This window comes from Ruegeria sp. HKCCD7181 (genome assembly GCF_057221055.1).
Genome location: NZ_JBWVBC010000015.1, coordinates 48538 through 73624 on the forward strand (window position 1 = coordinate 48538; position 25087 = coordinate 73624).

The following is a 25087-nucleotide window of genomic DNA, read 5'->3' on the forward strand; positions in this document are numbered from 1 at the left end:
CAAACTCAAACAACTGAATTGAATTTCAGGAAAATTGAAGTATGGCTATAAAGATCGAAATGCTGCGCTGCTTTTGCACCGTTGCGCAGACAGGTAACCTAACCGAAGCAGCAGACCGATTGGGTCGCACCCAATCGGCGGTTTCCATGACTCTCAAGCAGTTGGAAGGTCACCTGGGCAAAAAGCTGTTCGAAGGAGAACGAAAGAACCATCTCTCTGCTCTGGGCGAGCAGGTGTTTGAAATGTCTCTGAAGCAGGTGCGCCAGTTCGATCAGACGGTGCAATCTATCGAAGCCGCAGCAGACGCAATACATGGATTGATACGAATCGTTTCTGTGCCTTCGGTCGCGGCTCTTCTGTTTCCTTCAACTCTGGAACACATGACTCGCCGCTTTCCTGGCCTGAAGGTCGAGTTGCGGGATACGGATACTCAGCAGGTGTTGGATGCTCTTACCGAAGGCAAGGCAGATATCGGGATAGCTTCGGGTTACCATCCGCTAAATGGTGTCAAAACCATTCCCCTGTTCGAGGATCAATTCGGACTTGTTTGCGCGTCCAACCATCCGCTTATCATGAGGCCGGAACCACCTACCATCGAGGATGTTGTCAATACTTCGTTTGTCCGAAATGCTTTATGCGATCTCATTCAGACGCTGCGATTTGTGAACGCGATCGAAAACGCTGATGTTACAATCCACAATACGCACTCGCTTATTACCATGGTACGGACTGGGGAATGGGTTACCGTTCTCCCTCAAACAGTTGCGCAGTTCATACCCGAATCCACCGCATTTCGCACCATTTCGGATCTATCCGACAAGAGGCAGGTCTATCTGTATGTGAAAGAAAGATCGCGGTTCGAGGAAGTAACGGCCGAGTGCAGCGCCTTTATGTTGAACTGCGATTTGGTTTGAAACAGAGGTTTAGGCAGGCTTCCTTTCCCAAAAGCCAATTCTGTTTTTGTTAACCCGGAAGTCCAGGTGATAACAGCAATCTGCGCTGCGGGATTTAAATATACTGTCACTCTGCAACGCCAGTGTCGGTAGGCGTTGCAAAAGTCAGATGTTGAGGAATGAACCCGGTCTGAGATCAGAGGAAGGACGGCGCTTAACACACTGACAAGGGGATAGGCAAATCGAACAGGTAGACCGATTTCGGCAAATGTCGTTGCACCTATGTTGTTCAAAATCCGGCTAAACCCAATTCCTTCCTGGACTGTGATGCCCGGGACTCCAGAATCGAAGTGTTCTGATCGTGCGCGACCGAAATGGCTTGGTCGAAAGCGCGTATCGCCCCCTCCTTGTCGCCGCGGGCCGAACAGATCTCTCCCTGGATTCTGTACAACTCCGCTTCTGCCCAACGTTCTCCGGTCGCTTTCTGCTCATCAAACGCTCGATCAACCGCTCTTTGCGCGGCATCGGGATTGCCGGATCTCAGCAAGGCTTTCGCCTGTATCACCAGATAAAGCGTAACCCACAACCAACAGCCTTTTTCGCGGTATTCCTCAAGTGCTTTATCCAGCTTTGCGTGGGCGCCGTCCTCATCAGCCATACAGGCAAATACCGCGTCATGGATGACGACGAAATTCTGCCACAGGGTCATATCGTGATCTTCAGATACCTTGCGCATTTCGTCGTTGATCTTGCGTGTACGATCAATTTCACCTGCCCAAATCGACAAAGTGACAACGTGCAACCCCGCATAACAGAAGGTGTTCGCGTGTTTCAGTTCTCGCGCCCTGGCCATCGCTTTGTTGGCAGTTTCCCAGGCCCCACGTTCATCACCTGTCATCCATTGCGCCAGCAGAGTGTAACACCATATCTGAACGCCCGGGTCCTGCGCGAACTTGGTGGAAAAATCCACAATCTCGGATGTCTGATAAAGCGCATACGCGGTCTTTAGATCCTCCAGCGCTTCGGACGGTCGACCCATCGCGATAAGTGTTGCCGCTCTCATGCGCCGCGAGATCAAATGTGGAATCGGATCAGGTTCGCCTGCCATTTCTGAAACAAGGCGGCTTACCAGGTCGAATGCACGATAGAGATTGTTTCCGATATACGGCGCAATCCATGTGCCGTAGTAGATCGCGATCTTCAACTCGGAATCCGAAGTCGCCTCGATCCGTTCCAGCGCTTGTGAAAAGGCTGCGCTGGCCTCGGTCGACGCGTAGCCGTCTTTTGCAATATGCACCTGTGCAAGCTGTACAAGCAGTGCAAGTTCCTTTTCCCGCCACTCTGGCTTGTCCAGCAGTTGCGTAACCACATCCAGGGCTGTTCGCAGGTGATTTGCGGCCTCAACATAGGCCGGGCGGGCCTGTGCATTTCTGGCAGCGTCCGCCCACAGCAACACGGCTTTTTCAGTTAATCCGGCAGCTGTCGCATGATGTGCCACCAATTCCGGCGGAACATTTTGATCCGCTTCGAACAGGTCTGTGAGGCGGTTATGTATTTCGATTCTACGGCGTCTGAGCAAGCTCTCGTAGGCGACATCACGAACCAGCGCATGTTTGAAGACATAGGTGGCATCAGGTGGTGTTCCGCGCCGAAAAACCAGTTCGCTGCGTTCCAGCTGCGCCAAAGCATCGTCGAGTGTCCGGTCATCAATCTGTGCAATTTTCGCTAATGAAGTACGGCTGAAATCGCGACCTATACAGGCAGCGATCTGGGCAATTTCCTTGATCGGTTGAAGCCGGTCAATGCGCGCCATGAGAGAATCGTGTAACGTTGCGGGAATGCTGACCCGGCTGAGCGGGCCCGCCAGCTCAAAGCGGTTTTCGGTTTCGACCAGGTCCCCGGACTCGACGATTGTTTTTGTTAGCTCTTCGATAAAAAGGGGAATGCCGTCGGTCCGGTTGATGATTTCTGCCACCAGTTCATCAGGAAGATCTTTGCCCTTGGTGATTTTCTTAAGGATGCCTTCGGTTTGATCAGATCCCAAGCGGTTCAGCGTCAACTTCGAAACGATAGGGTGGCCGCCAAACCCATAGGTAAAGCTGGGCCGCCCGGTAATCAGTATCATAACACGCTCACCTGCAATTCGGTCCAGACAAGCTTCGAGCATTGCAAGTGTCGATGCATCGCTCCAATGTGCATCCTCGACTACTATCAAAACCGGTTTTTCGCGCGATAACGCCTGAACTTCCGCAGACGTTTCATTCATAATCCGAACCCTGAGTTGCTGCGGTGTCAGCTCAGGTTTTTCGCCCTGCAAAGCGATGTCGATCTGCAGAAGCTCAGCAATTATCCGATGATCTGCTGCACGAAGCTGCGTACGCAGCTTCGCGAGCTTCTGATCCGCCGTATCGGATTCGAGAAGGTTCATTGCGTGCGAAAGCTGGCCAATGACTGGATAAAAACTCGAATCCGAATGGTAAGGAGAGCAGTGATAACTGATCCGATAGTGATCCTGGGATTTCAACTCGTCAGTTACCGCGCGCGTCAGCCGGGATTTTCCAATGCCGGCCTCACCTGTCAAAATAGTGACTTGCCCCTCGCCCGACTGGGCGCGGCGCCAATGTTCCAAAATCAACCCGAGTTCATTATTTCGCCCAATCATGGGGGAAACAGGGGCGGAATCTTGCGTCTCAAATCGGCTTTCAAGACTGCGTTCTGACGTTATCCGCCACGCGGCAGCTGAGTCTTCAAGGCCCTTGATTTCGAGCTGACCAAGGAACTCAAGCTCGAACGCGTCCGAGATAAGCTGCCGTGTTGCGTCGGACACAATGACCTGCCCGGGTTCCGCCTCGGCCTGCAATCGGGCGGCTAGGTTGGGTGTATCACCAACAACCGTTTCCTCCTGTGCGCTACCCTCACCGATGAGGTCGCCGACAACGACCATTCCCGTGGCGGCGCCAGCGCGCGCAGCAAGAAATGTCCCGTCCGGCGCACGCATGTCTGAGACTGATTGGGTGATTTCCAAGGCTGAACGCACCGCGCGCCTTGCATCATCTTCGTGGGCTTCTGGCCACCCGAAATAGCACAGAACGCCATCACCCATGTATTTGGCAATGTGGCCCTGATACCGTGTTACGATACCGGCGACAGCATTCTGGTATTCTTTGATAATGTCGCTCATGTCTTCCGGATCCAGACCCGCAGACAGTGCTGTTGATCCTGCTAGATCCACAAATAAAGTCGTCAAATGGCGCCTTTCGGCCCCGCGTGAGCCATCCGGTGCCGCCATTGTGTCGTCTCCGGATAAACCGGTTTCTTTTGCCGTTATTGCAGCACGGAGCCTTTTGCGCGCGCCCAGAGACAAGCCTATTTCCCGCAGGTCGTCATTCGTCAGATCAAACAGGACGTCCAGATCGATTTCATTTTCGACGAGGCATTCCTCTAGGTTGCCAAGATTCCGCCGCGATAACCATTCACCAAGTTCTGACATACGTTAATGAGACCTTTTAATCTGGCTCTGACTCCAAAGAATTTTTGATCTTGCAAATTGTGGTCCCGATTTCTCAAGGGGCAAGTCTACTCATTGGGTGTCTACGCTAACACCGTGGACACCGGGCAAAGTTGCCGACTAGTCTGGCTCGGACCTTTTATTAACTGTGAGACAACAATGGGCATTAACACAACGACATTTGAAAAGATGACCGAAGCGTATACCGCCGCATGGAACTCAGGCAACCCTGAGGCGGTTGCCGACTTTTACGCTCCGGAAAAGGGGATAACCATTAACCGAGGCGAAAACCAATTCGGCCGCGAAGCCATGATTGCGATGGCAGGCGGGTTCATGGCGTCATTTCCTGATCTGGTCCTGGTGCGGGATTTTTTTCGTCTGGCAGGCGGTCGCGCCGTTTTCGGATGGACGCTTGAAGGTCACCATGCGGACACGGGAAATTTTGTCAAAGCGAGCGGATGGGAGGAATGGGAGCTAAGTGAAACCGGGGCGATTACAAACTCCTTGGGCTGGTTCGACGCTTTGGATTACGAGCACCAGGTCAACGGCGCGAAGCCAGAGACCTCTTAGAAGTATACCACCCGCCTTCTAGTTTTTTGATCGTACCGAAATCGGCCGCAGTGAGCTTAATGTTTCAGAGGCCACCGCATTGTCATGCTTGCCGATGAGTGCTTCTAAACCAGTTGGAAACCAGCTTAAGAACAGTGTTTCCATATTTCATCAGCCACAGGTTTATTGTGCCCGTGGTCGGTTCTTGAAGTTTCAGTTATGCTATTGGCTTTGAAGCCAATCCAGAAAAGCCTGAACGTTTTTCTGTCTTTCATTTTGTTTCGGGCGGACAAGGAAATATCCGTAGTCGACGAGAGCGTGTGGCGACAGAAAAAACAGCTTCTGGTCTGCTATTTCGCGCTCGATCATTGAATCCATCAGGGCAATTCCCTGGCCGTCGATCACCGCCTGCACCCTGACATTGGGATCCGGGATGATCAGTGTATCCCGGCGCGTCTGATGCGGCAGGTTCGCGACATTCAGCCAATCGGTCCACGCGTTGCTGTCATCGTGATCCCGCAGTAAAGTGAGTTCTGATATCGCCTGTTCAATACCCAGTGTCTCGACCATTCCCAACGCGTCAGCATTGCCGACTGGATAGGCCGGGCAAGGCAGGAACGGGACGACCTCTGCGTCGTTCCATTGCCCGTTTCCCCACCTGATGGCGATATTCACGCCTTGTGCCTCCAGATCAAACAGTCGGACCATCGGTTGCAATCGCAACTGAATTTCGGGGTGCTCTTGCATGAATGACATCAACCGCGGAGACAACCATCGGGCAGCGAAGTAAGTTGAAACACCAACGGTCAGCGTGCTGTAAGATATCCCTTTTAGCGCCAGGATTTCGGCCTCAATTTCCGCATAGTGGCCTTGGCAAGAGGCGAGCAACCTTTGCCCATTGGCGGTCAACTCCACGCCGCGGGCATTACGCCGGAACAGTGGGAACCCCAAGTCCATTTCCAGTGTTTTGACCTGATAGCTGATTGCGCCTTTGGTCATGTTCAAAGATTCAGCGGCGTCCGAAAAACTGCGATGCTGGGCAATTTCGATGAACAGACGCAGAGTATCGTGATGGCGAAATTCAACAGTCATTCCTCAATCGTATGAAATTTTTGAACGCAGTGAGCAAATAAAATCGATTGTTGTTTCCCTAAAACCTAAAAATATAGGCGGTGTAGAAACATTTCTGGGAGTTAATGCGTTGGGGAGAATGAACACTCAAACGCACATTTCTCAACGCGGCCGAGTTCGTCAGGGACGGTTGACCCGACATAATGCAACCTTAGTGGCCCCAGTTTACAGCCGTCGCAAGATTCCAGCTTACAGTCTTCTGGATGAGGGCGCGCTAACCAGAATTGAAACTCAAGCAGATTGGATATTGGAGCAGATCGGCGTCGAATTCCGCGGTGATGAAGTGGCGCTTGGATTGTTCTCGGATGTAGGCGCGCATGTCGAAGGAAACCGTGTTCGGTTCGAGCCCGGGCATGCAAGGCAGTTATGCGCGACCGCGCCAACCGAGTTTCAACTTCATGGGCGCAATCCGGACCGCACAGTCACATTGGGTGGTGATAGTCTGGTGCTGATGCCGGGTTATGGTTCACCTTTTGTCACCGATCTGGAGCACGGCCGGCGGTATGCCACGCTGGAAGATTTCGAGAATTTCGTAAAACTCGCCCATCTTTCCCAGGCGCTGCACCATTCCGGCGGTACGGTGGTGGAGCCGACGGATATTCCTGTGAACAAGCGACATCTCGACATGGTGCGGGCGCACTTCACCCTTTCGGACAAGCCTTTCATGGGTGGTGTCACCTCGACCGTGGCCGCGCAGGACAGCCTGGATTTGGCACGGTTGGTTTTTGGAAAAGGGTTTTTGGACGAGCACGCAGTAATGCAAGCCAACATAAATGTGAATTCACCGCTGATCTATGACGAGACGATGTCTGGTTCCTTGCGAATTTACGCTGCCGCCAATCAATGTGTGTGTGTTTCCCCTGCAATTTTTGCCGGTGCGATGGGGCCATTGTCCCCGGCAGCGGTTGCGGCGCAGACCCTAGCTGAAGTCATGGTTGGGATCGCCTTGACCCAGCTTGTGCGCCCGGGTTGTCCAGTCGTTTTTGGCAGTTTCCATTCAACTATGAACCTTAGAACCGGGGCTCTGACCTTTGGCTCGCCCGAGGCCAACCTGACCACCATGGCGGTTTCCCAACTGGGTCGCAGGCTTGGAGTTCCGGTACGCTCGGGTGGGGGTCAGGTTACCGCGTCGAATGCGCCTGATGGTCAGGCGATGCAAGACAGTGCAGATGCATTGTGGGCCACGCTTTTGTCCGGCGGCCACCAGATCTGGCATGCGGCGGGATGGCTCGAGGGCGGGTTGGTGATGTCCTATGAGAAATTCATCATGGATCTCGACCACTGCGGCGCAATGCTCAAGATGTTGCAGGGGTTCGAAACGGACGATGAGGCCTTTGGACAGGATGCCTATCTTGAGGTCGGGCCAGGGGAAAACTTCCTCTCTACCAGCCATACACTGCGCCACTACAGCACTGCCAATTTTGAATCGCAGATTCCCGAAGCCGGTCCTTACGAGACATGGGCAGAAAACGGCTGCATGACGAACGATCAACGCGCGACCGCACGTTGGCGGCAGATGCTGGCGGAATACGAGCCGCCTCAGATGCAAGATTGCATCCGTTCTGCGCTGAACGACTACGTGGCAGAGCGAAAAGTCGCGATGCCTGATGAATGGTATTAGGAAAGGACAGGTCATGACCGAAGAAAAGAGCCGCATGTCAGCTCTTGCCTCACGCCACACCGCACTTGGATCGGGGTTGGAGGACTGGAATGGAATGGGCACTGCTTGGACTTACAACTCGGATCCGAACGATGAGCACGATGCCGTGCGTCAGCGTGCCGGGATGTTCGACATGTCACCATTAAAGAAGGTTTTCGTACGAGGCCCCGACGCGCAGGCGGTTCTGGATCATTTGACAACGCGAGACCTGTTCAAAATAGCGGCAGGCAAGGCGGCATACCTTTGCGTTCTGAACGATGCAGGCGGAATTGCTGATGATGCGATTGTGTCGAATAACGGCGATGACGAGTGGATGATCGTGCACGGGTCTGGCGATACAATGGCATTACTCGAAGCATCGGCACATGGGCGTGACGTCTCGATCGAGTTTACTGATGAACTGCATGACATTTCAGTGCAAGGCCCCGCTTCACTAGGGATTATTGACGCACAGTGCGACATCGATCTGGCATCGCTGGGTTACTTCGAGCACAGCCCAGCCCGGCTTTTCGGTCATCCCTGCCGTATTTCGCGAACCGGTTATTCGGGGGAACGCGGTTACGAAATTTTTGCCGATGGCTCAGTGATCACTGATATCTGGGACAAGCTGGCGGAATCCGGAGTAACGCCGTGTTCGTTCACTGCGCTTGATAAGGTTCGGATCGAAGCGGGTCTTCTGTTTTACGGGTATGACATGACAGAGGATAATACCCCCTGGGAAGTGGGCCTGGGTTTCACCGTCAGCACATCAAAAGGTGAATTTCGTGGAAAAGAAGCCCTCATGGCGGCAAAGGGAAAAGACAACGTCAATAATGTGTGTCTCGAAATTGATCACAACGACATGGTCGAAGGCGGTGAGGTGTTGAAGGTTGAGGGGGCTGAAGTCGGGATAATCAACAGCCCGTGCTATTCGCATCGTTTAAGCAAGTCTATTGCGCTTGCACATGTTCGACCGGGTCTTTCGATTGGTACGAAATTGACCGTTTCGGGCAATGGTATCGACACGACTGCCACTGTTGTCGCAAGTCCTGTTTACGACCCAGACAAGTTGCGCCCGCGAAGTTAATCGGATCGGCGCAAGCGCAGAGATATGTTAAATGTCATTGCGTCTGTCAGGTGCTACCAAATTTATCTGGCCCGGTTGGGACGGCGGCGCCAACAGCTGCCGTTCAATGATGGTTTGCTCTTTTGACTTTTCCAAAAGCATAATCGCCTCCACAATAGCCATGGAAGTTTCGGCAGTAGCTGATCTGAACTAGACATGCTCGAACGGAACATCGAAGCAGGACTAACCCCATGGATCGTTCGGAAACCCAAAAGCCAGCCACCACGCCACGTACAAGGGCGAAGGCTCGGCATATTCTGGACAATTATTACATCGGCCCGGCCAGGGACGAGAATATCCTGGAAATCTGGGGCTATACCGACCGTATGACCTATTCGCCAGGTGATCGGTTGGCGCTGCGGGTTTCGACTACGGCTGAAAACTGGGACCTTGAGATAGGGCGCGATGGCGCGCAGTACGAACCGTTGCTCAGGAAAGCTGAACTAAGGGGAGTGCATCAGGAGACGCCTCTAGATTGTTCGGTGACTGGTTGCGATTGGGATGTCGGTTATGAATTTACCATCCCCGACGATTGGGTTGAGGGCGGCTATCTGATCACACTCAGCGCTGAAAGAGATGGCGACCGGGTCGAAGAGCACCATCTGATCCTGCTGAGCCGCGCGTCGGACAAGCCACCCGCGCCCTTTGTTTTGGTCTGTGCTACAGGGACTTGGCTGGCCTATAATTGCTGGGGCGGATCCAACCACTACGAAGGGATTGCCGGACCCAACGGCGATGATTTTTCACCCGTTGTTTCAACTCAGCGCCCCTGGACACGAGGGTTTTGCAAATTGCCCGCAGGTGCCCCGCGCGCTGTTCCGGACGTGCCGCATGAGCCCGGCAGCATGGTGCGCTACCCGTATATGGAATGGGCCTATGCCTATGGCTATTCGAAAAAATACGCCTCAGCCGGATGGGCCAGCTATGAACGCCACTTTGCCCGCTGGGCCGAGGGGCAGGGGTTCGAGTTTGATTTCGCAACCCAACATGATCTGGAAGCTGATCCGCATCTGTTAGAGCGATATAGATGCGCAGTTTTTGTGGGCCATGATGAATACTGGTCCGCAAACATGCGCCATGCAGTGGATCGATACACCGAGAACGGAGGGCGCGTCGCTCGGTTTGGTGGAAACTTCCTGTGGCAAACGCGGATCGAGGATGAGGGCCGTACACAGGTTTGCTACAAATACACCGCCGATCAGGATCCGCTGGTCGGTACAGATCAGGAGCATTTGGTGACGGCTGCCTGGGAGGTCGCGCCGGTGAACTGGCCCGGCGCCGAAACATTTGGTGCCAATGGGTTGAAGGGTGTTTATGCCAGTCTGGGTCGTTGCGTCGGGCAAGGCAGTGGCGGCTTTACCATCTATCGCCCCCAACATTGGGCGTTGAAGGGCGTTCAACTGGGTTATGGTGATCAGTTGGGCGCACAATCCCGTATCTTTGGCTACGAGGTGGATGGCGTGGATTACCGGATGGAAGACGGTCTGCCCTTTGCCACCGGTTCTGATGGGGCCGATCCAAATGTAGAGATCCTAGCTCTCGGGTTGGCAACGAGCATCGAGCCCGAGCATGGTATTTGGGGTGAAACCGTTTATATCGGTGACGCGGATGCGACCTTCAAAGCGCAAGCCCTGTTTGGCGACGTAACGACCGAGACGGTGGACCGCAGCAGTCGCGGCAACGGTGTTATTCTGCATTGGCGACGCGGAAAGGGTGAAGTTTTCAATGCGGGCACATGTGAGTGGGTCGCGGGTCTAACCCGACGCGACTGGCAAGTTGAACGCGTCACCCGGAATGTGCTGGAAAGGTTTGGCGCTCCGAATTCAGATGACCAATCACCCTCGTAGGCGCCAGATCATCGGCTTCACCTCAATATCAATGAAGGCGTGGTTGGTTGGCCCCCGGCCAAGCTCGTATTTTCTTTCGTGCACTGTTCCGACTGATTGCTCAGCGAGTACTAGCTTTATGCTGATTACTTTGGGCTGACAGCCAGCCCACGACTTTTTGTACTTCCGGTCGTAGCTTGCTGCCATTCTGGATCTCGACGAAGTATCCATGGGTAGGTGCGATATCTTCGTCGAACAATCTAATCACCCTTTTTTCCGCCAGATCCTGATCAATTAACGGTAGCCAGCCGACAATTACTCCCTGTCCTTCGGCCGCGCCGCGTAAAAGTACATTTGCGTCCTCGAAGATTGGACCTCGTAAGCGATTGACGTTCGGCACATCCATCGCAGCGAACCAATCCAGCCACCCCCAGTGATTTCTCTGATGCATCAATGGCAAATCCATCAGGTCCTCGGGGGCCTTTATGGGACCATAACTGTTGGCGAAATCTTTGGATGCGATCGCCACAGGGCTGAGCTCAAGCAGCTTGATGGCATCGGCTGGCATCTCGGCCATTCGGTCCCAGCGGATCACAATGTCTACGTTTTCTCGATCATGGGTGTTTGGTTTGAAAGCTGGCAGCACTTCAAGTTCGATGTCACGATGTGCTTCCCAGAAGTCGCTGATCCGGGGCATGAGCCAACGGGCTGTAAAAATCGGCCCCGCAGAGATGCGTACGACTTTGCGAGAGCTGCGATGCAAGGTGCGGACCGCGGATTCCAGTATTCCGAAAGCTTCCGCAGTCGCCTCTGACAATCGCTTGCCGTCCTCAGTCAGCACAACATCGCGCCCCGAGCGTTCAAACAGTTTGACACCCAGCTGGTCTTCCAGTCCACGGATATGGTGACTGACCGCAGTAGGGGTGACGATTAGCTGCTCGGCCGCGGCACGATAACTTCCCAGTCGGGCTGCGGCGTTGAATGCGCGCAAGGCGGGCAGGGAAGGTATCACGCGAACCTCATAGATAACTTTAGCTCATCATTCGCTGAGAAAACCGCTTTTGTAAACTGATTGTATTGAGCGCAAAGTCGAAGGCGTAGAAAATTCGACTCATGAGTTCATGTCAAAACAAACCCGACGGCGCGGTCGCAAAGATCGCCTAGCACAAACGACATCCTCAGATTCTACCCCGCCCGTTTGGCCGGGGGTTGCTGGAGGGCGCCTGAAACCTCTTTCATCTGAGGAAGTAAAGCGGGTTGAAGACGCCGCATTTTCGCTTTTGGAAACGCTGGGCCTGAGCCAGGCAACCCCGTCGATGATCGCGAAAGTCGTTGCGGCTGGCGGGGCGTTGACTGACGATGACCGGCTTTTGTTTCCAGAAGACATGGTGCGATGGGCAATTGATGGCGCACAGCGCGGGTTCAACCTGTGTGGTCAGCTGCCAGAGCGCGACCTGAAGATTGAAGGTTCCAGCGTGCACATGTCAACCGGAGGCGCGGCGCCCGGTGTGTTCGATCTGGAGACACACAACTACCGCGATTCCACGTTGCAGGATCTCTATGATGCCGCGCGGATCGTGGACCGGATGGACAACATCCATCATTTCAGCCGGTCAGTCGTTGCGCGGGATATCGAAGACAACGCGGTGATGGATATCAATACGGCCTACGCCTGCCTGTCAGGTACATCCAAACATGTTTCGATCTCGATTACAGAACCACAGAACGTCGCCGAAATTGCGCAACTCTGCTACAGTCTCGCTGGCAGCGAAACCGCGTTTCGTGCCCGACCTTTTCTAACCGTCATGGTTTGTCACGTGGTGCCGCCGATGCGGTTTGCCGAAGAAGCCTGTGACGTTCTGGAACTGGCCATCAGGGCCGGTTTCCCTGTGCAATTGATCAGCGCAGGTCAGGCCGGCGCAACCAGCCCGGCTACAATTGCCGGCTCGTTGGTGCAGGCCGTGGCAGAGACCCTGGCCGGGCTGGTTTTTGCGCGGCTGGTCGATCCCGAGGTCAAGGCAATCTTTGCGCCAAAGCCTCTGGTTGCGGACTTGCGAACTGGTTCGATGAGTGGGGGTGGAGGTGAACAAGCCATTCTGATGGCGGGCGCGGCGCAGATGGGACGACACTGGGACCTGCCCACCAGCTCGATTGCAGGCATTACCGACGCCAAGCGGTTGGACGCACAATACGGCGCCGAGAAATCGCTGGCCGTGACCATGGCGGCGCATGCGGGATCAAATATCGTCACTCAGGCGGCGGGCATGATGTCGAGCCTTCTGGGCGTCAGTCATGCGGCCTATATTGTCGACAACGATTTGTTGGGAAACATCCTGCGCACGATCCGAGGCATCGAAGCGACGCCAGAGAATATCGCCGCTGACGTCATTGCGGCAGTGTGCCGGGGCGAAGGACACTATTTGGGCGAACAGCACACCTTCAGTCGAATGAAGTCGGATTATTTTTACCCGGAGGTCGGCGATCGCCGTGCGCCGCGTGAGTGGCAGGATGATGGTGGGCAGCGCGTTGGCGAGGTGGCACGGGACAAAGCCCGGGAAATCCTGAGCAGCTACTTCCCGGACCACGTGCCCGACGATCTGGACAAGGCCATCAGGGAAAAATTTGATATTCGCCTAAAACGGGCTCAAACCGGAAGACCGGAATGAAAAACCAAGACCAAAGCAGTCGCGCTCGCGCAGCTCTGCCCGGGGGCGTTAGCCACGAATTACGCTATCGCGACCCGCATCCAATTTACATTGAACGTGCATTCGGGGCCGAGAAATGGGACGCCGAAGGACAGCGCTATATCGACTTCAAGATGGGTTCGGCCAGTCAGATGCTGGGCCATTGCCATCCGGCTATCGTCGAAGCGATCCAGAAACAGGCGGAGCGTTCGATCTTTTCTGCAGATTGCCATGTGGCCGAAACCGAATGGGCTGAGTGGATCAACCGACTCTATCCTTCTGCTGAACGGACCCGTTTTACGTCGTCCGGCACAGAGGCCACGATGCTGGCGCTCCGGCTGGGGCGAGCTGTTTCCGGGAAAGATCATGTTCTGCGCGTCGATGGGCATTTCCACGGCTGGCACGACCATGCGTTGAAAGGGGCGAAGCCCGGTAGCACGCAAGCTTCATCGCTTGGAATTCCCGAGGTGATAAATGACCTGATCCACATCTGCGCAGCCAAGCCCGAGGCAATGGAACGCGCGTTGCAGGATGATCGCATCGGAACGGTGATCATCGAGGCTTCGGGTGCGAATTACGGCTGTGTGCCGCTGGCCACCAACACTCTGCGGGCTCTGCACGATGTGGCGCGGGACGCTGGGGTCGTGTTGATCTTTGACGAGATTATCACCGGCTTCCGCTGGTCACCGGGCGGACGGCAGGCACGGGATGGGATCGTGCCGGATTTGACCACACTGGCCAAGATCGCCGCCGGAGGTTTGCCGGGGGGCGCGGTTTGCGGCCGGGCAGAGATCATGGAACTGATGAATAACACCACGACCCGCAACGGGTTTGCACCGGCGGTGAGCCACAAAGGCACATTCAACGGCGCGCCTCTGATTGCAGCCGCCGCCTGCGCAGCAATGCCGTTATTGGCAAGTGGCGAGGCACAAGCGCAGGCGGATGCGATGGCAAATCGGATGCGCGAGGGCATGAATGCGGTGCTGGTAGATCAGGGTGTTCGGGGCTTCGCCTATGGCGATAGTTCAGTTTTCCACGTTTTCTTCGGTCGCGACACGTTGGAAGGGCTCAGCCCCGCCGAAATTCGCGGGATGCCCAAACCGATTGTCAAAGCCTATCGCGATAGGATGTTAGCGCGCGGGGTGGATGTGATGTCCTACACCTCGGGTCTGACGTCTGCCGCCCATACGCCCGCTTTGATTGATGAGGCGCTGGAAGCTTTCCGCGAAACTCTATCCGATATGATCCACGATGGAGTGTTGATATGACCCTGCCGACCCAGGCGCGCACTGTCATCATCGGCGGCGGTGTAATCGGCTGTTCAATCGCCTATCACCTCGCACGTGAAGGGCGCAGAGATATTGTTGTGCTGGAACGATCGAAGCTGACGTCTGGTACTACGTGGCACGCTGCCGGGCTGGTGCGCCGCCTACGTCCCTCGGCCACGCTTACCAAGCTGATCAACTATTCAATCGACCTGTACGGTGAATTGGAAATTGAGACGGGACAGGCAACAGGTTGGACTCAGACAGGGTCGCTGACGCTGGCTACTAACTCTGATCGGCTTACCAATATTAAACGGCAGGTTTCGCTTGGTCGGGCCTTTGGACTCGAAGCCGAAGTGGTCGACGCCGCGCGCGCCAAAGAGCTTTGGCCTCTGATCGAGGTGGATGATGTGATTGGCGCGGTCTGGTCGCCGGCGGATGGGCGGGTCAACCCGTCGGACGTCGCGCTGGCGCTGTCGAAAGGTGCCCGGGCGCGCGGGGTGCAGTTTTTTGAAGACACTCGGGTGACCGGGTTGCAGAAGAAAGTTGGCCGGGTCTCAGGTGTGGAAATTGGGACCCATGTCATCGAGGCTGAAGAAGTGGTGATCGCCAGCGGTCTGTGGTCGCGCGAAGTTGCGGAAATGGCAGGCGCGCACATGCCGCTCTACGCTTGTGAACACTTCTATATCCTCACGAAGCCGCTTGCCGAGGTGCAGGCACTGGGCAAGGGCGCGCATCTGCCCACACTCAACGATCAGGATGCCTATCTATATGCCCGCGATGACGTCGAGGGGCTGTTGGTCGGCTCTTTCGAGCCTCATGCCAAGGGTATCGCCACCAAAGATCTGCCTGCGGATTTCTCTTTCGACTTGTTGGACGAAGACTGGGACCATTTCATGCCGATGATGGAGAACGCCCTGCGCCGCATTCCCGCGCTGGAAACAGCCGAGGTGCGAATGCTCTTGAACGGACCCGAGAGTTTCACGCTCGACAGCCAGTTAATGCTGGGCGAAAGCCCGGAGGTTCCGGGGCTTTTTCTGATGGGAGGGATGAACTCTACCGGAATCGCCTTGGCCGGAGGTGCGGGAAAGGCGATGGCAGAATGGATCATTGCCGGAGAGCCGACCATGGAGCTGAACGAAGCCGACATTCGCCGCTTTAGCCCGGAAATGAATGTGCTGGGAGCGCTGGAGGCACGAATTCCTGAAGTGTTGGGGCGGCACTATGACAACCCCTATCCGGGCCGGTCAATGGATACCGCCAGGGGGCAGCGCCGCTCACCGATCCATGTCGGGCTGGTCGCCGCTGGTGCGCGGTTCGAGGGGCGTGGCGGTTGGGAGCGTGCTGTGCATTTCGGTGGCGAGGCTGCTCATCTTCCGCTCACCTTTGGCACGCCGGCCTGGCGTGACCAGGTGGGGCAGGAAGTTGAGGCCTGCCGCAGTGGGGCGGCCATTCTGGACCAGTCGGCATTCGGCAAGATCATGGTGCAGGGACCGGATGCCTGCGCCTTCCTCAATCGTCTTTGTGCCGCGCAAGTGGATATTGAACCGGGTCGCATTGCCTATACGCAGATGCTCAACGCACGCGGCGGTGTGGAAAGCGATCTGACTGTGCAGCGGCACGGGCCGGACACATATCTGATGGTTGTTGGTGCTGGCGAGGTTGTGCGCGACCTGAAGCGGATGCGCGACACCAAAGGCAAATTTCGGGTTGAGTTTACGGATGTGACCAGCGGCTATGCCATTCTGGGGCTCTGTGGTGCCAAGGCGCGCGATGTGTTGCAAGCTACATCGAATACACCCTTGCCCGATCTCAAGCGCTTTGGTTTCGCCCCGATTGATGTCGGATTGGCTTGGGGTTGGGCGGGTCGGCTGAGCTTTACAGGCGAAGAGGGGTACGAACTTTATATCCCGTCCGACATGGCAATGGCGGCGCACGAGGCCCTTGTCGCATCGGGTGCTACCCATGCTGGCCTCTACGCCAGCGGATCGCTTCGGATCGAGAGCGGATTCCGCGCGTTCGGTCACGAATTGACGCCGGGGATCACGCCGCAGGAAGCCGGGCTGGGTGCCTTCTGCGCATTCGGCACCGGATTTGTCGGTGAAGACGCCCTGAAAAGAGCCGGAACACCCACCCGACGCGTCGTGTCACTACTGTTTGATGACGTTGAGGCCATCCCAATTCATGACGAGCCGGTTTATTTCGATGGCAAGGTTGTAGGGCAGATAACTTCGGCTGCGTGGAGCTACCGGCTTGGTCGCTCGGTGGCGCTGGCATTAATCGACGCGCCACTGGAGCTGCTGGTCGGACGAGATGTCGTGACCGGTTTCCAGGTCGACATCGCGTGCACCCGTTTTGATGCAACAGTTTCTCTCAACTCTGCCAAGGAGGCGTTCTGATGTCGGACACGATCCGCACCACACAGGTCGCCATCATCGGCGGCGGCATCATGGGCGTTGCTGCCCAGTATCAACTCGCTGAAAACGGCTGGACGGACACGATCCTGTTCGAAAAGGCAGAGTTGACCAGCGGCTCAACCTGGCATGCTGCCGGACAGATCGCCCATGCGGTCGGTAGCAGGGTTATGGGCTGGGTCAACAAGACCTCCATCGAAACCTACAAACGTGCCGAACAGGAAACTGGCCAAAGCATCGGTTGGCACGAAGTCGGCGGGCTGCGTATCGCGACCACGGATGATGAGGTTGACTGGATGAGGTCAATCATGGGCGTCGGCAAGTTGCTCGATTTGCCGATGGAACTGGTTGGCCCGGAAGAGATCGCCAAGGTCAACCCTTTCTACAAGGTGGATGACGTCAAGGCAGCCGTGCGTACTTTTGCGGATGGGCATATTGACCCCTCGGGTGTGACCATGGCGCTGGCAGGGGCCTCACGTGCACGGGGCGCGAAAATCGAACGGCGAAATCAGGTTCTTGGGGCCAGCCGCAAGGGTGATATGTGGCTACTGCGTACCGAGAATGGTGATGTGCTGGCCGAACATGTGGTGATTGCGGCTGGTTCTTACGCCAACCAGGTCGGCGAATGGTTCGGATTGAAAATCCCATCGGTCAGTTGCCTGCACCATTATCTGGTCACCGACACTGTGCCGGAATTCGAAGGCCGCCCCGAACTGCCCGTGATGCGCGACAACGCCTTTGGGGGCTATATACGGCAGGAACAAAAATCCGGACTCATCGGAATTTATGAAGGCCATGTCTGCCCGACCGTCTGGGAAATGCCCGAAGGCGCCCCTTGGGCGGCCGAGAATGAGCTTTTCGAGGCTGACTATGACTCGATAGGCGATTTTCTGATGATCGCTTTCGACAAAATGCCGATTCTGGCCGATCTGGGGATCAAACGCGTTGTGCGTGGCGCCATAACGCACACACCTGACGGGGGTATGCTGGTTGGCCCCTCCGGCGCTCCGAATGTCTGGCTTTCCTGCGGGTCGTCCATTGGTCTGGCCTGGGGCGGCGGCGCGGGCAAGATCTTGGCCGATTGGATGGTCCATGGTGAAACCTCAATCAACACGCGGAGTATAGACCCCCGCCGTTATGGCGATTTCACCAGCGACCGTTTCATTGTCGAGCGCACCAAAAACGAATTCATGCGCCGTCATGACACGCCTTGCCCGGGCAAACAATTAAATGCGCTGCGTCCGGTCAACCGTCACCCGCTCTATGACCGGTTGGCGGATAAGGGCGCCGTGTTCGGTGAGGTCGCCGGCTGGGAACGTCCTCGTTACTTCGGTGACATCGGTGAAACCGAAAAGATCGGCTGGGGTCACCAACCCTGGCACGTAAACGCTTTGCGCGAGGCCCAAGCCACGCGGGAAGCAGCGGGTGTGATAGACCTGTGTGCGTTTGCGCAATTCGAGATCACCGGCAAGGATGCAGGTGCCTTGCTGGATCGGTTGTCGGCCAATCGGATACCGCGCACGGACGGTCGAATGAGCCTCAATCATCTGCTGACGGACAAGGGTCGGTTCGAGACCGAGATCACCATTTGGCGTAACGCTGAGGACCGGTATTTTACGGGTTCTCCGATCGCTCGGGCCAATCCTGATTTCGACTGGATCCGAAGCCATATTCAACCCGGTGAAGACGTGCAGATGACCAACTGCAGCGCCGATTGGGGGATGCTGGCCCTGTCCGGTCCGGCCTCGCGCCGCATCCTGTCGCAGCTGACAGATGCTGATCTCTCCAACGTGTCTTTCCCGTGGCTTTCGGGACAGGAAATAGCCGTGGCGGGCGTGCGCTGCTACGCGCTGCGCGTATCTTTCGTCGGTGAACTTGGCTGGGAACTGCACGCACCGTTGGACCGCATTGCCGAGGTGTACGACGCTCTGTTTCAGGCAGGTGCCGCGCATGGGCTGACCGATCTCGGCTCTTACGCCTTCAACGGCATGCGCATGGAAAAAGCATTTCGCGCCAGCGGTGAGCTGACCACCGATATCGGCCCATTCGATGTGGGGCTCGAGCGTTTTGTTGTATCCGATGGCCGTGAATTTCTAGGCAAGGAGGCGTTGCTTGCGCGCGACCCCGAATGGGAGCTGTTCTATGCGGAACTTCACGCCAATGACATCGATATTCATGGCGGCGAACCGGTTTTGCTGAACGGTCAGCCCGTGGGCCTGACCACGTCGGGCGGTTACGGATACACTGTCGGCAAGTCTCTGGGTTGGCTATTTGTGAAAAAGGGCGCGCCGCGCGAAGGTCTTAGCGTGCAATTGTTGAATAAGGTCTATCCCGTGACCGTACATAACGCCCCGCAATACGACCCTGACAACCAGCGCCCAAGATCCGAGGACTGAGACATGACAACAATTACAGGCGGTGAAGTCGTTTATCGCGTATTGAAAGCCAACGGCATCGACACTGTGTTCGGTCTTTTGGGTGGCTCAATGCTGGAACTCTATGATGCCATGTATAAAGGCGGCCAGATCAACTATGTCGGCGCGCGGGACGAACGCGCGGCGGGGCATATGGCGGATGCCTGGGCGCGTATGACCGGTAAGCCCGGCGTAGTGCTTGGGGCGCAGGCCGGGCCCGGGGTGGTAAATATCGTAACCGCTGTGGCCGAGGCGCATCTGGCTTATTCTCCGATGGTGGTGATTGCCGGGGCAATTACTCGCGCTGATCAGCACAAAGACACCTTTCAGGAGGTCGATCAGGTCGCCCTGTTTGCACCAATTTCCAAACGCTCGGTCATGGTTACCGATCCGTCGCGGTTGGCGCCCATGCTCGAAGACGCCATCCGGTTGGCCAATACTGGTCGTCGCGGCCCGGTCGTGCTTCATGTGCCGCGTGATCTTTTTGCCGCCGACATTCCCGCCATAACCCCGAAACCGCTGAAAATTGCCCGTCCGGGGCCAGCTGCACCAGTGGATATCGCAGCAATTTCCGAGATGCTGACCGCGGCCGAACGCCCGGTGATATTCGCCGGTGGCGGGTTTAAATGGGGCGCTGGGCGCGATGCTTTGACAGCCCTTGCGGAAAAGCTGGAAGTGCCAGTGGTTTCTTCGACCGGCCATGCGGATGTGATGCGCCACAGACACCCCTGGTTTGCCGGTCAAGCTGGTCCGCGCGGCAATCGTGTGGCCAGCCGCCTGACGAAAGAGGCCGACGTGATGGTCGTGCTGGGCGCGCGGCTTGGATTCAATTCGACCTTCCACAGCAATGACTACGTCGGATCAGATACGCGCATTGCGCATGTGGATGTCGAAGGTTCTGCCGTGGGGCGGTATTTCCCGGCGGAGATTGCGGCACAGGGTGATGCCCGATTGACGGCCGAGGCGCTGACGTCCGCGACCCCAAAACCCCGTTGCGACGCCTGGCGTGACAGCTTCCATGCGGATATGGAAAGCCTTTGGGCAGAGCGCGCGGAAGAGGCGGTAATCTCCAGTCTTCCCATGCATCCGCGCCGCGCTCTGGCCGAGTTGCGTGATGCGCTGCCCGAGGATGCAATCGTCACACTGGATACGGGCAATACCTGCCTACAGGCGGCCGACCGCCTTGCCCATTACACGCCGATGTCGTTGATCACGCCGCTTGACTTCGGTCTGGTAGGCTTCGGTCTTGCCGCGGCTATTGGTGCCAAGGCTGCTGCCCCAGATCGCCCTGTTGTCGCGGTTATGGGTGATGGAGCCATCGGCTACACAATGATCGAAATTCAGACAGCTATCTCGCACAATTTGCCCGTAACTATTGTTGTTCTGGACAACGAGGCCTGGGGTGCCGAGAAAGCCTATCAGCAGGAATTCTATGGCGGGCGTCTTTTGGGTGCAGAAATCCAGTCACCGCGCTATGACAAATTCGCCGAGCTTTGTGGTGGCAAGGGCATTTGGGTCGAAGGACCAGGCGGAATGGCGCCGGCCTTGCAAAAAGCCATCGCATCGAACCAAACCACGATTATTCAAGCCAAGATTGATCCCGGCGCCTTGATGACGCTACGCAAGGATCTGTTCAAGTTACCGCAGGAAGCGACATAGGCATTTGCACGCAAGATACCGCCATCTTAAGTGCCGGAGCGAGTGGATAGGCCGAAGACATGGAACGAAAAATGACGGCGAGTAACGTTTCATCACCTGACAGGAGGTCGGCCAAATGGACGACCCCTATGATCGAAACATACGCTCGCGCGATCTTCATCGACTGGTTGCCACGGTGACCGTGCTAGGAATCGCCGGAGTGCCTGGTGACATACGAGAAGCCGCCACGGCCTATGGGGCTACCAATCGGTTCCTGTTATCCAAAGTGGACCTGTCGTTGGCGATGCGGTCGATCATGACCGGAGCAGACCAGACGCTGCTGATGTGCCTGTCGATGGTGCGGGATCGGATTGTTCAGGGCGAAATTGAAGGGACCAAGGGCAGATAACCCTAAACGTGAGCGGTGGGTTAAATCCATACTATCGAAATTGGTCGCGTCCGCAGATGCTCTAACTTGCAACGCTCACACGCTCTTTTGTAGTAATCCGGCAATCTCGTCGATCTCCGGTCGCCGTCTCGACTTGTGCGGAAGTTCCAAGATCAACGAGCGACCGCTTGAACACGATTTCTTGGAGACCCTGCAAAGGTGACCAGCCGCCAGAGCCTGTTCTATCAAACACGCGTGCCCTATCAAAAGACCAGCTCCGGCTTTGGCTTCTTCAACGGCCAGACTGTAAAGCGAGTAATGAGGACCATTTTGGGGATCATCCAGCGGGACACCGCATTTTTCGGACCAATTCGACCAATCGTCCAGCCATGTCCGATCGTGCAGCAAAGGAACGGACTTGAAGGGAAGGCCGTCCCCCAGGTGTTTGGTGATTTTTGGAGAGACGACCGGAAACAGGATGTCCGGAGAGATCACGATCTGATCTGCGTCTTCATCCGGTATACCGAAGAATATGGAAAGATCGAACAGCTCTCTTGTCAGGCTGGGAGGTGTTTCCAACGCGGTTACTGAAAAACTGATGTCCGGATATGCCTCTCGGATTTCTCCAAGCCGCACCGGTAGCCAGAGTTGTGCTATCGACGGTAGGGCAGCGATCTGAATATCAGCGTTGGGACGCAGATTTCGAAGATTGTGCGTAGCAGCTGCCAGTGCATCAAAGGCATGGGTGAAATCTTTTGTCTGGCTTCGCCCTGCCGGCGTCAACTGTACGCCTTGCGCGTTTCTCTGAAACAACGCGACGCCTGCCCAAGCTTCCAGCGCCTTGATATGTTGCGAAATTGCACCCGGCGTCACACTCAATTCGTCAGCGGCGGCGACAAAACTTCCCAGTCGCGCGGCTGTCTCAAAGGCACGTAACGCGTTCAGCGGAGGGCCTTTGGGGCGGGGTGGTGAAACGGTCATTTTCTTAGCCTTAGTTTTTCTACGCCAAGAAATAGCAAATCTGAGTTGCGAAGTCATTCGATCTGATCACACTTGTCGTGAATTGGAGGACACTGACATGACCATCGAAACCAGGAATTGGGTTCCGACTGCTTGCGAAACATTGATTCAGGACATCGCGGAGCAGACCTCGCGCGCATCGTCGAATTCTGTGCTGGAGCGGATCGAACATCTTGCGGAAAGGAACCGCGAGATCCACGAAAAGGAGTGTTTCAATCTCAATCCTGCAACAAACGTCATGAACCCGAAGGCTGAGGCGCTGCTGGCCTCCGGGATCGGGTCGCGCCCGTCACTCGGTTACCCCGGCGACAAGTACGAAATGGGTCTGGAGGCTATCGAAGAAATCGAAGTCATCGCCGCAGAACTCTGTGCCGAGGTCTTTGATGCGAAATATGCGGAAATCCGGGTGCCTTCCGGAGCGATTGCGAACCTCTATGGCTTTATGGCCACCTGTAAGCCGGGTGATACAATTATTGCCCCACCGTCTTCAATCGGCGGGCACGTGACTCACCATGTAGGGGGGTGCGCCGGGCTGTTCGGTCTCAGGACCATCGATGCGCCGACGGATGCCGACGGATATACGGTCGATCTCGGCCGGCTGCGTCAGATCGCACTGAAAGAGCGGCCCAAGTTGATCACGGTTGGCGGTAGCCTGAACCTGTTTGAACACCCGGTTGCAGAGGTGCGGGCAATCGCAGATGAAATTGGGGCCAAGGTAATGTTCGATGCTGCCCATCAATGTGGGATCATTGCGGGAAAGGCTTGGCGTAATCCCCTTGCCGATGGCGCGCATTTTATGACGATGAGCACATACAAAAGTCTCGGCGGACCTGCGGGCGGGCTAATTGTCACCAATGACGCTGAGATCGCAAGATCGCTTGATGCCATTGCCTTTCCTGGGATGACGGCGAATTTCGATGCCGCGAAGTCGGCGGCTCTTGCTGTGACAATGCTGGATTGGCGTGACTACGGCGCTGAATACGCGACCGAGATGGTGAGCATGGCCGCGGCATTGGCCGCAGCTCTCGATGCAAAGGGGGTACCTGTATTCTCTGGCAGGGGCGGATTCACCGCGTCACACCAGTTTGCAGTGTTGGCTGAGCGTTTTGGCGGCGGGCAGGCCGCGTCAAAACTGTTGAGGAAAAGCGGATTTCTGGCCTGCGGTATTGGCTTGCCAGTGCCCGAGGTAAACGGCGACATGAACGGGTTGCGCATGGGCACCCCCGAGTTGGTTCGCTGGGGCATGACAGTAGGCGACACGGATCGGCTGGCTTCTTTGATAACTGATGGGTTGGCCGGAAAGTACATTGCGAACCAAGTGGCAGATTGGCGGCAGGAGTTCTCAAAGATGCGTTTTGTCCACTAGGTCAAACGTTAAGTGGATGAGTTGGTCTCCGATCATGGGCCAGCTTTGGGGACAGGATCGGGCTGGTGATAACCACTTGGAGCAAGCAGGTGGGCGCAAAGGAAATCGGAGTCTGGGCTTGCAGATGTGCGAGAGCCAATCGGCATCGCACATCCGCATTTCACGCCAGAACGGCTCAGGCCGCTGCGATCTGGCCAGCCTTTTCAACCAGTACTTCTGCCTGACGGATTGAGGCATAATCGATCAGCCGACCATCTAAGGACACAGCGCCTTTGCCCGACGCTTCTGCTTCGGACATAGCGACAAGAATGCGCTGGGCTTTGTTCACTTCGGCATCAGACGGAGACATGACTTCATTGGCCAACGAAATTTGGCTGGGGTGAATGGCCCATTTGCCCTCGCAACCCAGAACTGCAGCGCGTTTGGCGGCCGCGCGATACCCGTCCGGATCTTTGAAATCGCCGAAAGGTCCGTCGATGGGACGCAAGCCGTTGGCACGCGCTGCGACCACCATTCGGGCCAGCGCGTAGTGCCACATGTCACCCCAGTGCGTCAGGCGGCCTCCTTCCGGGTCTGCGTCAGTCAAAACGGAGTAATCCGGGTTTACGCCACCGATGATCGTAGTCCGTGCGCGGGTTGAGGCGGCATAATCCGCAACCCCGAAATGCAGGCTTTCGTTGCGCTTTGACGCGGCAGCAATCTCGCTGACATTCTGCATACCCAGTGCCGTTTCGATGATGTGTTCGAACCCGATCCGCTTCTTGTAGCCTTTGGCGTCCTCGATCTGGGTCACCAGCATGTCGATCGCATAAACGTCAGCGGCAGTTCCAACCTTAGGGATCATGATCAGGTCCAGCCGTTCACCGGCCTGTTCGACCACATCCACCACGTCGCGGTACATATAGTGGGTGTCCAGCCCGTTGATCCGCACCGACATGGTCTTGTTGCCCCAGTCGATGTCGTTCAGCGCCTCGATGATGTTCTTGCGGGCCTGCTCCTTTTCATCCGGTGCGACGGCATCTTCCAGATCGAGGAAAATGACGTCCACATCTGATTTTGCGGCCTTTTCAAACATTCCCGGCTGACTGCCGGGGACGGCCAATTCACTACGGTTCAAGCGGGCAGGGGCTTGGTCGATGTTATGAAAGCTCATGATTTGGTGTCCTTCGTCTTACAGGTTCGGATACAGGGGGAATCGTGCGCAGAGGTCTGCGACTTCGGCTTTG

At 56.1% G+C, this 25087-nt stretch carries 17 protein-coding genes; 12 read left to right on the plus strand and 5 right to left on the minus strand.

Annotation, left to right across the window (positions count from 1 at the left end; translation table 11 throughout):
- The first annotated feature begins 41 nt into the window (after positions 1 to 41).
- The gene (locus tag AC2TCY_RS21370; protein ID WP_480850580.1) at positions 42 to 914 is read left to right on the plus strand and encodes a LysR family transcriptional regulator; all 873 of its coding nucleotides are present in this window, start codon (positions 42 to 44) and stop codon (positions 912 to 914) included.
- 268 nt (positions 915 to 1182) lie between these two features.
- Here AC2TCY_RS21370 and AC2TCY_RS21375 read toward each other — a convergent pair whose 3' ends face one another.
- Positions 1183 to 4383, minus strand: a complete 3201-nt coding sequence (locus AC2TCY_RS21375) for an ATP-binding protein (protein WP_480850582.1) — start codon at positions 4381 to 4383, stop codon at positions 1183 to 1185.
- 177 nt (positions 4384 to 4560) lie between these two features.
- Here AC2TCY_RS21375 and AC2TCY_RS21380 point away from each other — a divergent pair, with 177 nt between their 5' ends.
- The gene (locus tag AC2TCY_RS21380; RefSeq protein ID WP_480850584.1) at positions 4561 to 4971 is read left to right on the plus strand and encodes a DUF1348 family protein; all 411 of its coding nucleotides are present in this window, start codon (positions 4561 to 4563) and stop codon (positions 4969 to 4971) included.
- Between the two features lie 201 nt (positions 4972 to 5172).
- Here AC2TCY_RS21380 and AC2TCY_RS21385 read toward each other — a convergent pair whose 3' ends face one another.
- Positions 5173 to 6042 (minus strand): LysR substrate-binding domain-containing protein, encoded by an 870-nt coding sequence (locus AC2TCY_RS21385; protein WP_480850586.1) that lies wholly within the window; start codon positions 6040 to 6042, stop codon positions 5173 to 5175.
- Positions 6043 to 6160: 118 nt separating this feature from the next.
- Here AC2TCY_RS21385 and AC2TCY_RS21390 point away from each other — a divergent pair, with 118 nt between their 5' ends.
- The 3 genes from AC2TCY_RS21390 (at position 6161) to AC2TCY_RS21400 (ending at position 10693) form a co-directional block, all read left to right on the plus strand.
- Entirely contained in the window at positions 6161 to 7702 is a 1542-nt protein-coding gene (locus AC2TCY_RS21390; RefSeq protein ID WP_480850588.1) for a trimethylamine methyltransferase family protein, read from the plus strand.
- 13 nt (positions 7703 to 7715) lie between these two features.
- Positions 7716 to 8807 (plus strand): aminomethyl transferase family protein, encoded by a 1092-nt coding sequence (locus tag AC2TCY_RS21395; RefSeq protein ID WP_480850589.1) that lies wholly within the window; start codon positions 7716 to 7718, stop codon positions 8805 to 8807.
- 230 nt (positions 8808 to 9037) lie between these two features.
- Complete coding sequence (locus AC2TCY_RS21400) at positions 9038 to 10693, plus strand: N,N-dimethylformamidase beta subunit family domain-containing protein (protein WP_480850590.1); 1656 nt, start codon at positions 9038 to 9040, stop codon at positions 10691 to 10693.
- A gap of 100 nt (positions 10694 to 10793) precedes the next feature.
- Here the strand turns inward: AC2TCY_RS21400 and AC2TCY_RS21405 are convergent, their stop codons facing one another.
- Complete coding sequence (locus AC2TCY_RS21405) at positions 10794 to 11684, minus strand: LysR family transcriptional regulator (protein ID WP_480850591.1); 891 nt, start codon at positions 11682 to 11684, stop codon at positions 10794 to 10796.
- 109 nt (positions 11685 to 11793) lie between these two features.
- Between AC2TCY_RS21405 and AC2TCY_RS21410 the strand changes: the two genes are divergently transcribed.
- The 6 genes from AC2TCY_RS21410 (at position 11794) to AC2TCY_RS21435 (ending at position 21496) form a co-directional block, all read left to right on the plus strand.
- A complete protein-coding gene (locus AC2TCY_RS21410; protein ID WP_480850592.1) occupies positions 11794 to 13338 on the plus strand; it encodes a trimethylamine methyltransferase family protein in 1545 nt (514 codons plus the stop codon).
- Positions 13335 to 14624 (plus strand): aspartate aminotransferase family protein, encoded by a 1290-nt coding sequence (locus AC2TCY_RS21415; protein WP_480850593.1) that lies wholly within the window; start codon positions 13335 to 13337, stop codon positions 14622 to 14624. The genes AC2TCY_RS21410 and AC2TCY_RS21415 overlap by 4 nt, the downstream gene beginning before the upstream one ends.
- Positions 14621 to 17020 (plus strand): GcvT family protein, encoded by a 2400-nt coding sequence (locus AC2TCY_RS21420; RefSeq protein WP_480850594.1) that lies wholly within the window; start codon positions 14621 to 14623, stop codon positions 17018 to 17020. Before AC2TCY_RS21415 ends, AC2TCY_RS21420 begins: the two co-directional genes overlap by 4 nt.
- Positions 17020 to 19431 (plus strand): FAD-dependent oxidoreductase, encoded by a 2412-nt coding sequence (locus tag AC2TCY_RS21425; protein ID WP_480850596.1) that lies wholly within the window; start codon positions 17020 to 17022, stop codon positions 19429 to 19431. The genes AC2TCY_RS21420 and AC2TCY_RS21425 overlap by 1 nt, the downstream gene beginning before the upstream one ends.
- Before the next feature lie 3 nt (positions 19432 to 19434).
- A complete protein-coding gene (locus AC2TCY_RS21430) occupies positions 19435 to 21108 on the plus strand; it encodes a thiamine pyrophosphate-binding protein (protein WP_480850597.1) in 1674 nt (557 codons plus the stop codon).
- 115 nt (positions 21109 to 21223) lie between these two features.
- The gene (locus tag AC2TCY_RS21435) at positions 21224 to 21496 is read left to right on the plus strand and encodes a hypothetical protein (protein ID WP_480850599.1); all 273 of its coding nucleotides are present in this window, start codon (positions 21224 to 21226) and stop codon (positions 21494 to 21496) included.
- A 75-nt stretch (positions 21497 to 21571) separates the two neighbouring features.
- Here the strand turns inward: AC2TCY_RS21435 and AC2TCY_RS21440 are convergent, their stop codons facing one another.
- Positions 21572 to 22456 carry a LysR family transcriptional regulator gene (locus AC2TCY_RS21440; RefSeq protein ID WP_480850600.1) on the minus strand — a complete coding sequence of 295 codons (885 nt, stop codon included), beginning with the start codon at positions 22454 to 22456 and terminating at the stop codon, positions 21572 to 21574.
- Between the two features lie 97 nt (positions 22457 to 22553).
- Between AC2TCY_RS21440 and AC2TCY_RS21445 the strand changes: the two genes are divergently transcribed.
- On the plus strand, positions 22554 to 23861 hold the full coding sequence (locus tag AC2TCY_RS21445) for an aminotransferase class I/II-fold pyridoxal phosphate-dependent enzyme (protein ID WP_480850602.1): 1308 nt from the start codon (positions 22554 to 22556) through the stop codon (positions 23859 to 23861).
- A 175-nt stretch (positions 23862 to 24036) separates the two neighbouring features.
- On the opposite strand, the gene AC2TCY_RS21450 is transcribed toward AC2TCY_RS21445, so the two are convergent.
- Positions 24037 to 25014 carry an HpcH/HpaI aldolase/citrate lyase family protein gene (locus AC2TCY_RS21450; protein WP_480850604.1) on the minus strand — a complete coding sequence of 326 codons (978 nt, stop codon included), beginning with the start codon at positions 25012 to 25014 and terminating at the stop codon, positions 24037 to 24039.
- Between the last annotated feature and the right edge of the window lie 73 nt (positions 25015 to 25087).

What these genes read in the sequence shown, in the direction of transcription:
- AC2TCY_RS21370 (WP_480850580.1), top strand. Translation starts at nt 42, where the DNA reads ATGGCTATAAAGATCGAAATGCTGCGCTGCTTTTGCACCGTTGCGCAG.
- AC2TCY_RS21375 (WP_480850582.1), bottom strand. Translation starts at nt 4,383, where the DNA reads ATGTCAGAACTTGGTGAATGGTTATCGCGGCGGAATCTTGGCAACCTA.
- AC2TCY_RS21380 (WP_480850584.1), top strand. Translation starts at nt 4,561, where the DNA reads ATGGGCATTAACACAACGACATTTGAAAAGATGACCGAAGCGTATACC.
- AC2TCY_RS21385 (WP_480850586.1), bottom strand. Translation starts at nt 6,042, where the DNA reads ATGACTGTTGAATTTCGCCATCACGATACTCTGCGTCTGTTCATCGAA.
- AC2TCY_RS21390 (WP_480850588.1), top strand. Translation starts at nt 6,161, where the DNA reads ATGAACACTCAAACGCACATTTCTCAACGCGGCCGAGTTCGTCAGGGA.
- AC2TCY_RS21395 (WP_480850589.1), top strand. Translation starts at nt 7,716, where the DNA reads ATGACCGAAGAAAAGAGCCGCATGTCAGCTCTTGCCTCACGCCACACC.
- AC2TCY_RS21400 (WP_480850590.1), top strand. Translation starts at nt 9,038, where the DNA reads ATGGATCGTTCGGAAACCCAAAAGCCAGCCACCACGCCACGTACAAGG.
- AC2TCY_RS21410 (WP_480850592.1), top strand. Translation starts at nt 11,794, where the DNA reads ATGTCAAAACAAACCCGACGGCGCGGTCGCAAAGATCGCCTAGCACAA.
- AC2TCY_RS21415 (WP_480850593.1), top strand. Translation starts at nt 13,335, where the DNA reads ATGAAAAACCAAGACCAAAGCAGTCGCGCTCGCGCAGCTCTGCCCGGG.
- AC2TCY_RS21420 (WP_480850594.1), top strand. Translation starts at nt 14,621, where the DNA reads ATGACCCTGCCGACCCAGGCGCGCACTGTCATCATCGGCGGCGGTGTA.
- AC2TCY_RS21425 (WP_480850596.1), top strand. Translation starts at nt 17,020, where the DNA reads ATGTCGGACACGATCCGCACCACACAGGTCGCCATCATCGGCGGCGGC.
- AC2TCY_RS21430 (WP_480850597.1), top strand. Translation starts at nt 19,435, where the DNA reads ATGACAACAATTACAGGCGGTGAAGTCGTTTATCGCGTATTGAAAGCC.
- AC2TCY_RS21435 (WP_480850599.1), top strand. Translation starts at nt 21,224, where the DNA reads ATGGACGACCCCTATGATCGAAACATACGCTCGCGCGATCTTCATCGA.
- AC2TCY_RS21440 (WP_480850600.1), bottom strand. Translation starts at nt 22,456, where the DNA reads ATGACCGTTTCACCACCCCGCCCCAAAGGCCCTCCGCTGAACGCGTTA.
- AC2TCY_RS21445 (WP_480850602.1), top strand. Translation starts at nt 22,554, where the DNA reads ATGACCATCGAAACCAGGAATTGGGTTCCGACTGCTTGCGAAACATTG.
- AC2TCY_RS21450 (WP_480850604.1), bottom strand. Translation starts at nt 25,014, where the DNA reads ATGAGCTTTCATAACATCGACCAAGCCCCTGCCCGCTTGAACCGTAGT.